Genomic DNA, 8966 nt, shown 5'->3' with positions numbered 1-8966 from the left:
CGACAAACCCACCAAGAATGACCGCCTCGAACTAGCCGCCTAAACTCCCACTGGTCTCATCCGCCTTGACAAGTTCCGGGGAGCGGACACCGAATCAGTGCAAATCCCTATACGAAACGGCAGCCTGAAATGGCTTGAGCCGTACCTGCCCAACAGCACCAGCAACTGAGATATACGGATCAGCGGCGACATTCGCGGGATCACTGATGCTTCTACGACTACAACTAATGCCTCCGTGCCGGGATGATAGGGAACGGGACGGAACGGTGGAAACACCAACGATCTATGAACGAATACCGACGCGGTGAAAGCGCCCCCGCCACGCGACGGGCGCTCTTCGGTGTGCCGTCCATGGTCTGAGCCGTCCATAGCGTACCAATGCCACTGTTCGGGATTCTCCTCATCCCCACCACCTTGCGAAGATGCTCTACCGACGAAACAATTCGAATAATCCAATGATTCAAATAACGTCATAATTTGTCTTGGTGAGCAGTGAATAACTTTCTTGAATAACAATTATTTAAGCGGCTTAGAGTGGTATTACTGGCTAAAAACAGAGTTGACGTTATGCATTGATCAGTAAATTCGGGATAACGTTATACGTGTCCCGAGCACTGAGAGCAAGCGGCTAATTCGTGACTTCCTCTTCGTCCAGCACTCCTATCCGAAGCCGAGCCCCGCTAGTTATTACGGCGGCGAGTATCGCAGGGCTCGTGATCTTGTTCTTTATCTTCGCCGGGCTGTATACGGATGTCTTGTGGTTTGCCCAACTTGGCTTCCTCAACGTTCTGACCACACAGTGGATCGCTCACATCGTGCTGTTCCTGACCGGATTCGTGGCGATGTCTGTGCCCGTAGTCGTGAGCATTGGGCTCGCGTACCGCATGCGTACGACGTACGCGAAGCTCAACTCTCAACCAAACCGGTACCAGGAAGCCATTGAACCGCTGCATCGACTGGCGATGTACGCCATCCCGGGGCCGTTGGGGCTGTTCGCCGGTGATTAGCCCTTGGTATTGAGGTTTACATTGGGTGCCAGCCCGCCATAAATGTATACTTGCAATTGTTGTGTTCTTGCAACTATTGCATGAGAAGAGGGCGTAAGTGATTCATGACGAAGATTTCGACGCTCGCGCGGCGGACGCCGCGTTGACAGCTTCTCGTGCGCTGATGGGTGTGGTGGCTCGATCTGTCGCAGGCGTCCTGGAGATCGTGACGTTGCCCCAGTTTCGTGTTCTCGTGCTGTTAGATACCTCGGGGCCCTTGCGGATGGGCGTCCTGGGCGAAGCCATCGGTGTCCTTCCCTCCACGTTGAGCCGGGCCATCGATCGCATTGTCGAAGCCGGTTGGGTAAGGCGGACGACCAGACCAGCCAGCCGGCGAGAGGTACTTATTGAACTCACGCCCGCAGGACAAAACCTAGTCACTCATGCCCTCGAACAGCGCCGCGACAATATTGCCAAAATCCTGTCCGCCTTGTCGCTCGACCAAAAGTCTGCAATTGTTTCCGCATTTGAACTCTTTGCCAGGGCCGCCGGGGAGACGTCGTCGGAAGAATTGTTGATCCTTGGCATCTAGCCCGATAAGGGACCTTACAAGACTCTACCCACCACGGATGAGACCGTGACTCCGGCGTCACGCGTGTGAGCGGTCGAGGCGTACTCCTCCCGTTTTGTCGACTAATCGATCCATGAGGTAGCGATAATTTTAGACACTAATCTCGCTGTCCCCACGAAAACAAGAGGCAAGTCCCTCGGCGCATTCATGGGACTTGTCGGAATGAGTGTCGTCGCAGGCATCCTCGTGACGGCGAGTATCACGCCGGTCGTCGCATTGGCCGGCCTGAGTGCGACGAACACCATCACCGTCCTCGACAGCCTGCCGGGTTATCTGGGAATCGAGCAGCTCTCACAAAAGAGCAACATTTACGCCACCCAGAGCGATGGCACCCCCGTGCTGCTTGCGTCGTTCTACGACCAGAATCGGGTCGAGGTCGAATCGGATGCGATCAGCCAATTCGTGAAGGATGCCGCGGTCTCCGGGGAGGACCCTCGTTTCTTTGAGCACAATGGCATTGACATCCAGGGAGTCCTTCGCGCGGTTGTGCGCAACACGTTCAGCGATTCGTTGCAGGGAGGATCCTCGATCACGCAGCAGTATGTGAAGAACGTTCTCGTGCAGAAATGCGAGGTCATCGCTGATCACACGCAAAGCGACGCCTGCTACACGGCGGCCACGGAAGTTACCGCCGAGCGCAAACTTCGGGAGATGCGCTTCGCGATCGCCGTGGAGAAGAAGTACGACAAGGCGGACATTCTTCGCCAGTACCTCAACATCACGGGCTTCGGCGGGACGGTCTACGGTATTGAGGCAGCGGCCAATCATTACTTCAACACGACCGCGGCGGCGGTAACTCTGCCGCAGGCCGCAAGCCTCGTGGCGATCGTGAACAACCCACGAAAGTTTCAGCTCGATATGCCGGACAGTGACACCAATGGCGCCGCCAACGACTATGCCGCCAATAAGGTGCGCCGCGATTACATTCTCGGGGAGATGCTCGCCGAGAAAAAGATCTCTGCGGCCCAGTACGAGAGAGCGGTCGCCACCGTAATCGCCCCGATCATCACGGCGCCCAGTACCGGCTGCGCTACAGCTGGCGCCAGCGCCTACTTCTGCGACTACGTCGTGCACGCACTCCAGACCGACACCATTTTCGGTGAGGACGAAGAAACGCGGCTGCTCAATTTTCGCCGTGGTGGGTACGACGTGTACACCACGCTCGATCTGGACCTGCAGAGTGCGGCCGTGACAACCATGAATGAAAATGTTCCCAAGGTCTCCGACGCGGGAGACGTGGGCGCCGTCATTTCCAGCGTTCAGGTCGGTACCGGCCGGGTGCTCGCCATGACCCAGAATAAGGACTACAGCCAGGATCCGGCCGTGCTAAATTCCGGAGCAAATTACACCGCGATCAACTACAACACCGACTATGCCGCTGGGGGCTCGAGCGGTTTTCACCCCGGTTCAACCTACAAGGTCTTCACTCTGGCCGAATGGTTGAGCGAGGGGCATTCCCTCAACGAGCGCGTCGATTCTGAGCGCACGTCACACTGGGGCGCTTTCCAAGACAGTTGCCGGGGTCCGCAGCGTTACCCAGGGTGGAATCCTCGCAACGACTCATTGAGCCAAAACCGATCCAATTACAGCGCGCTCGAATCGACCATCAATTCCTACAACACCGGATACCTGGGCATGGCGAAAGAGCTCGACCTGTGCGGTATCCGGAAGACCGCCGAAGCCTTTGACGTGCACCGAGCCGACGGCGATCCGCTTAGCCAAGGGGCTAGTTCCGTGCTCGGAACCAACGACATCGCGCCCCTCACGATGGCCGTCGCTTTCGCCGGCATCGCCAACGATGGGGTGACCTGTACACCTGTCGTCATCGATCGAATCGTAGGTGCGGATGACACCGAACTGCCCGTTCCAAAATCCGAGTGCAGCGCATCAGTTGAGCCCGCCATCGCGGGCGCCATGGCCTATGCCATGCAGCGCGTGATGAGCGAGAGCACTGCACGCTCGTCGTACTACCGGACCAGTCCCCGCGTTCCAATGATCGGAAAAACAGGAACAACGGGTGACGCCGCTGATACCTGGATGAGTGGCGCCAGCACCGAGGTGGCAACCGTGGCCGGTGTCGTGAGCGTCACCGGCTCTCTCAATCAGCGTTCTCTCTACTTCGACAGCGGATACGCCGCTACGGCCCGCCATCGGATGTGGCCTGACGTCATGTCCGTAGCCAATGCGAAGTACGGCGGAGACGACTTCGCCGACGCATCCCCCAGCGCCCTCCGCACGCTTCGTGTCGACGTCCCCGAAGTACGGGGCTCATCAATGGCAGAGGCACAAACGACATTGGAATCCGCAGGATTCACCTTCACCGACGGTGGGGAGGCAGCCGCTAACCAACCCGAAGGAACACCGATACGTTCCGATCCGGCTGCCGGTACCCGGGCGCAACTGGGTTCAACGGTCACTGTGTACTCCAACACCGGGGTGTAGCCCATGCCCGTACCGTTGGAACCGGAGTTCTCCACTCCAAACAAATTAGCCCCGACAGATTCCTCACCTTCCCCGGGCGTAGCGTAGTCAGGGATTTTTCGTAACTATCTCCGAACTCGTCGGAAAATCCCAGCCGCTCAGGGCTTTGCGCGCATAGCTCGCCGGTGGCCTGCAATCGGCCCAGTCAATCGCCAAGCTCAATCCCCGGGAGCAACTCGTTTGAATCGCTTTAGGATGACGTTATCAGTGGCGTTTGTTATCGTGATGAGCGAGGGCCCACCGCTAATGCAGTGGGCTCTCGCCAATCTCGGACGCTCGCCAAGTCGTTACGCGTCAGATCGCGGCGAACTCGCTCGAATACTGCGCCTCTCTCCCCGCACTCGCACTGATTGCCGTTCTCGGCTTTGATCTACACTCGTCCTTTCAATTTCTTTCAGTTGGGTTGAGCTCGTAGGACGTGTCTGTGGATTCCACGGTCAACCGCGCCCACCAGAGCGATTAGCCTCTGATCGAAGACGATAAGAGTCACGTCCCAGTTCCGCCGGAATGCGGCACTAGTTCGGGTTGTGTTGCGTTATCGACAGCGACCCGTGACCGGGTGCGACGACACACTTCGCGGCGTAGAGCGGCACTCCGCAGTGCCCCGCCGTCTGAGTAATGATGAGGACCGCCGCCGACGGCTTCACGTTCAACAGTTTCGCCCGCGTGGGGCCAGCATCGGTAGCAACGATCTGGCACACGGCGTTTGTGAAGACGTGACCGTTGGCCTGCATGGACGCGAGGAGCGTCCGTGGCTCGTCGGCGATCTCCAAAAGTTCGGATGCGATTCGCACGCTCACATCACTGAGATAGCGCCCAGCAGGGAGATGCTTTTGAACAGTCGCAACGGGAGAGCCGTCTTGCAGCAAGACGCTCTCGCGGATCCAAGCGTTCGCAGTCGGGTCGAGCGCGAGCCGGTTGGATACGAAGTCTGTTACCTTCTCCAACTCGAAGCGCACCGGCTGCACAGTCATTGTCATGGTCGGGTTCGCTAAGACAACCTCAAATGGCCGCATCTGCTCCAGCCCGCCGCGCGGAAGGGAGTCCGTGACGAATCGCCCAACTCCGCGCCGGGTGACCAGCAACCCGTCTTCTTCGAGAAGCAGCAACGCTTCGCGTACGGGCGTACGGGCGTGCGGCTGACGCCGAGCATTGCAGAGAGCTCTGTTTCTCTCGGCAGCATCTCGCCGAGCCGGAATGCGCCAGAGCGGATCCCCTCGGCAAGCCGAGTATAAATGGCAACTCGAATCGGTTGGCCAACGGCAAGGTGGAGTTGCTGTTGCAAGAACGGGTGAGGTTCCAAACGGGTCGTCACGCGACCTCCTTGCTGCCCCGACAGTATCATGTGTGACATCTTACTCAAGAGGTATAACCTCATACTGTAATCCTGACAAAGGAGTCCACGTGAGTTCAAGTACCGTTAACACCGGATCACCGTCAACGACGAAGGAGCCGTTTCCCACTATGGCCACGAGCAGTACCCCGCACATTGATCCGAAAGGGGTGGACATTGCCGAGACAATCCTGCTACCCGGGGACCCACTGCGAGCGAAATTCATCGCCGAGACCTACTTCGATGACATCCGGTGCTTCAACGAGGTTCGTAACATGTTGGGCTTTACGGGCACTTACCGGGGGCGTCCCGTGTCCGTAATAGGCACGGGTATGGGTATCCCTTCTATCTCGCTCTATAGCTATGAGCTGATTCATTTTTTCGGAGTTAAGAACCTGATCCGGGTGGGCACCTGCGGCGCCATGCAGGAGCGCATGAACCTTTACGACGTAGTCATCGCCCAGGGCGCGTCGACCGACTCAAACTATCTGCACCAGTTCGACCTGCCCGGCCTATGGGCGCCGCTGTCTTCGTACCGGCTACTAGAGCAGGCCAAGCGGATCGCCGACAAGCGCGGCCAACGGACTCACGTCGGCAACGTACTCTCGTCGGACCTGTTCTACGGCGCCGATCCCGGTGCCATGGGCAAGTGGATGAATATGGGCCTCCTTGCCGTGGAGATGGAGTCGGCAGGATTGTTCGCCAACGCCGCGGCCGCGGGCGTCGATGCGCTTGGCATCTTCACCGTCAGCGACCATCTCGTCACCAACGCCAAGACCACCCCTGCAGAACGGCAAACCGCCTTCACTGCGATGATCGAGATCGCGTTGGAATTGGTCTGATGGGCACGGTTCACGGTGACCAACGCTACGGATCCGTTCCAGGTTTTTAAACCAACCCGGGCTGTACCCATTCTGCTGTCCCTCTTCGTCTTCTCGCTGGTGCTGGACAATGGCTTCAAGTTCCTGTCGCCGGCGTTAGCGAAAGATCTCGACCTGCCGGTCGACACCGTCAGCCTGCAAGCCACCCTGGCCGGCATCCTGATTGGTATCGGTGCCGTAGTTTACGCCGCACTAGCTGACTCGATCAGCATCCGGAAACTCATTATCTTCGCGATCATCGTGATGACGGCAGGTTCGATCGTCGGGTTCATCTTCCAGACTAATTTTTGGCTGATCTTGGTCGGCCGTCTGATTCAGACCGCCGGCTTGGCGGCCGCCGAGACCCTCTACGTGATCTACGTCACCAAACACTTCAAGGGCGACGAGCAGAAGAAGTATCTAGGCTTCAGCACCGCGGCTTTTCAATTGTCGCTGCTGATCGGCACCGTCGGCAGCGGCTTCATCGCGACCTACATCGGCTGGGCAGCCTTTTTTTTAATCACGTTACTTTCCCTATTAGCCATCCCAGTCGTGCTGCGCACAGTTCCCGCAGAGACGACAAACGCCGGCCACGTGGACGCGTTCGGGCTCTTCCTGATCGCAGTGTTCGCCACCGGAATCATCTTGTTCATGCAGAACTTCAACTTGTGGTACTTGCTGCCGGTCGTGGCAGGACTGATCCTCTTCGTCTGGCATATTCGAACCCACGACAACGCCGTGATCACCATCGCATTCTTCGCCAACGCCCAGTACTCACTGATGATCATCGTGGTGTTCGTGATCTACTCGGTCCAACTGGGCTACACCTTCATGTTCCCGTTCCTCGTCTCCGACATTTACGGCTACAACCTCGGCGAGGTCTCCCTGCTACTGATCCCCGGCTACATCGCCGCAGTAATAGTTGGCTCGGCCACCGGCAAGATCGCCCGGTTCCTCACGTCCAAGCAAGCCATCACCATCGCGTTGATCGGGATTATCGTCTCGATGCTGCTCCCGGCACTGTTGGTAGACGCGTGGATCGGGTTCTTCGTGATCTCGATGATCTTGTTCGGGATGGGCTTTGCGTTGATGTACGGTCCACTCGTCTCGACCGCCATTACGCGGGTGCCGGTCGAGAATTCGGGTATCGCCATCGGCTTCTACAACCTCACCATCAACATCGCCGTGCCAATTGGCATCGCCTACACCGCAACCTTGATGAGGCTAGAGCCCAACCTGCTGGATGGCATCACCGGTGCCGACCAAGCGTCCTCCTACGGATCAGTGTTGTTAATTCTCGCGGCGGTCGCTGCTTTCAGTCTGGTGCTCTACCGAGTCTCCATCGTGATCCTGGAGCGCCAGAGCACCGAGAAGCAGAACACTTCGAGATTGTGAAGAGATTGATTTCGCTCGCCATCGTGCCGAGCCAATCTCAGGTCAAGAGCCGGGGCCTCTGTTCAACATGCTTCGAAACGTCAGACGGTTTCTAGGGGTCGTAACAGCACCGTTTATGTGAGGTGTTGTCTGTGGCGTCGAGATTGGTCATGAAGATCTATGAGAACTTGTTCGGATTCGGATTCGGATTCGGGAAAGCATGTCGGCGTCGGCCCCGTGTGAATCTTTAGGAATGGGTCGCAGACAGGGATATCGATGGGTCAAAGTCGCTGGCAGACGGGTACCCGTTTCGACGGTTGCCTCTGTGGGACGTTTTCTCGGTCAGGACGAACGTCTACCTATCGCGAATCTGAGGTGGGTGGTGCTGGTGTCCGGGCGATCGCGCGGGATCTGGGTCGTGCGGCGTGTCAGCGGCGTCCACGATCCGTCTGGAGCTGCGTGCGGAACGCACACCCGGTAACACACAACTATCGACCCTATGCCGCACAGAAACGGTGTGAGATCAGAGCGTGCCGACCCAAACTCAGCAAGCTCGATGATCGGCAGCTTGCCGCTGTCGTTGAGGAACGCTTGCGGAAGAACTGGAGTCCGCAGCAGATCAGTGACGACCTGGCAGTCGTGTTCGCCAGCCAGAACGAACTGCAGGTATTCCACTAGACGATCTATCAAAGCCTCTACCTGCACAGCCGCGGTTACGTCGGAGTCCGCCTGCACCGGTACCTACGACGACGGAATTTGTCAAGGTGAATGAGGCCGATCAGCTCGAAAATTGCGAGCCGCACATCTGACTGCTCCGGGTCAAATTCGCGACGAAGTGCTGCCCAGTGAACGGTCCGCCGAGGCTAACGACCAAGTGACTCCCGGGCTGCGCCTGTATGGCGAATTGGGAGGGTGATCTCATCGCTGGCTCGGCGTCAGGATCCTCGATCGCGACCCTCGTTGAACGCACCACCCGATTCGTCGCCTGAGTCCGCCCGCCGAACAGGCATAACGCCACGGCGCTCCATGATGCGCTCATCAGCGGTGTCGTGAGAGATCTTGTAAGCGATGTGTTGAGTGAGGTTGTAATCGATGTAGACAGATCACATGCCATCAAGAGCGACTCGCCAGCGAGAGCCGGACTGGAGGGTGTGTTGAGCAGACGAGTTCACGCCGTATCTTCCATTCAGAGCGACCTCGTGGACGCTGAAGCAGTCGTTTTCGACGCTTTCGAGAAGAATGACGCACCTAAGACGCTCCGGGAAGTCACCGTCCTCGGTCACAACACGGATCAACTCGTT

The 8966-nt window shown here is 57.9% G+C and carries 7 protein-coding genes and 1 pseudogene; 6 read left to right on the top strand and 2 right to left on the bottom strand.

The features are described from left to right. Positions 1-635 precede the first annotated feature (635 nt). The 3 genes from CXY71_RS00975 to CXY71_RS00965 all read left to right on the top strand — a co-directional run bounded on the left by CXY71_RS00975 (position 636) and on the right by CXY71_RS00965 (position 4059). A complete protein-coding gene (locus CXY71_RS00975) occupies positions 636-1007 on the top strand; it encodes a UPF0182 family protein (RefSeq protein WP_146071643.1) in 372 nt (123 codons plus the stop codon). Positions 1008-1104: 97 nt separating this feature from the next. Next, a complete protein-coding gene (locus CXY71_RS00970; RefSeq protein ID WP_104133861.1) occupies positions 1105-1578 on the top strand; it encodes a MarR family winged helix-turn-helix transcriptional regulator in 474 nt (157 codons plus the stop codon). Between the two features lie 201 nt (positions 1579-1779). After that, positions 1780-4059, top strand: a complete 2280-nt coding sequence (locus CXY71_RS00965; protein WP_158252924.1) for a transglycosylase domain-containing protein — start codon at positions 1780-1782, stop codon at positions 4057-4059. 554 nt (positions 4060-4613) lie between these two features. Here CXY71_RS00965 and CXY71_RS00960 read toward each other — a convergent pair. Together CXY71_RS00960 and CXY71_RS22500 are read right to left on the bottom strand one after the other, a co-directional pair. Then, positions 4614-5078 carry a UTRA domain-containing protein gene (locus tag CXY71_RS00960; protein ID WP_158252923.1) on the bottom strand — a complete coding sequence of 155 codons (465 nt, stop codon included), beginning with the start codon at positions 5076-5078 and terminating at the stop codon, positions 4614-4616. 11 nt (positions 5079-5089) lie between these two features. Then, complete coding sequence (locus CXY71_RS22500; protein ID WP_368665845.1) at positions 5090-5443, bottom strand: GntR family transcriptional regulator; 354 nt, start codon at positions 5441-5443, stop codon at positions 5090-5092. A gap of 119 nt (positions 5444-5562) precedes the next feature. Here CXY71_RS22500 and deoD point away from each other — a divergent pair, with 119 nt between their 5' ends. The 3 genes and pseudogenes from deoD to CXY71_RS21630 form a co-directional block, all read left to right on the top strand. Continuing rightward, positions 5563-6273 (top strand): purine-nucleoside phosphorylase, encoded by a 711-nt coding sequence (gene deoD / locus CXY71_RS00950; protein ID WP_104133858.1) that lies wholly within the window; start codon positions 5563-5565, stop codon positions 6271-6273. A 15-nt stretch (positions 6274-6288) separates the two neighbouring features. Next, on the top strand, positions 6289-7686 hold the full coding sequence (locus CXY71_RS00945) for an MFS transporter (RefSeq protein ID WP_104133857.1): 1398 nt from the start codon (positions 6289-6291) through the stop codon (positions 7684-7686). 1028 nt (positions 7687-8714) lie between these two features. Continuing rightward, positions 8715-8966, top strand: a pseudogene (locus tag CXY71_RS21630) (hypothetical protein); the annotation flags it as partial.

The organism is Cryobacterium sp. Y62, assembly GCF_002929785.1.
Classification (GTDB): Bacteria; Actinomycetota; Actinomycetes; order Actinomycetales; family Microbacteriaceae; genus Cryobacterium.
The sequence above is the reverse complement of the archived record's forward strand: the minus strand, read 5'-3'. Positions and strand labels throughout refer to the sequence as shown.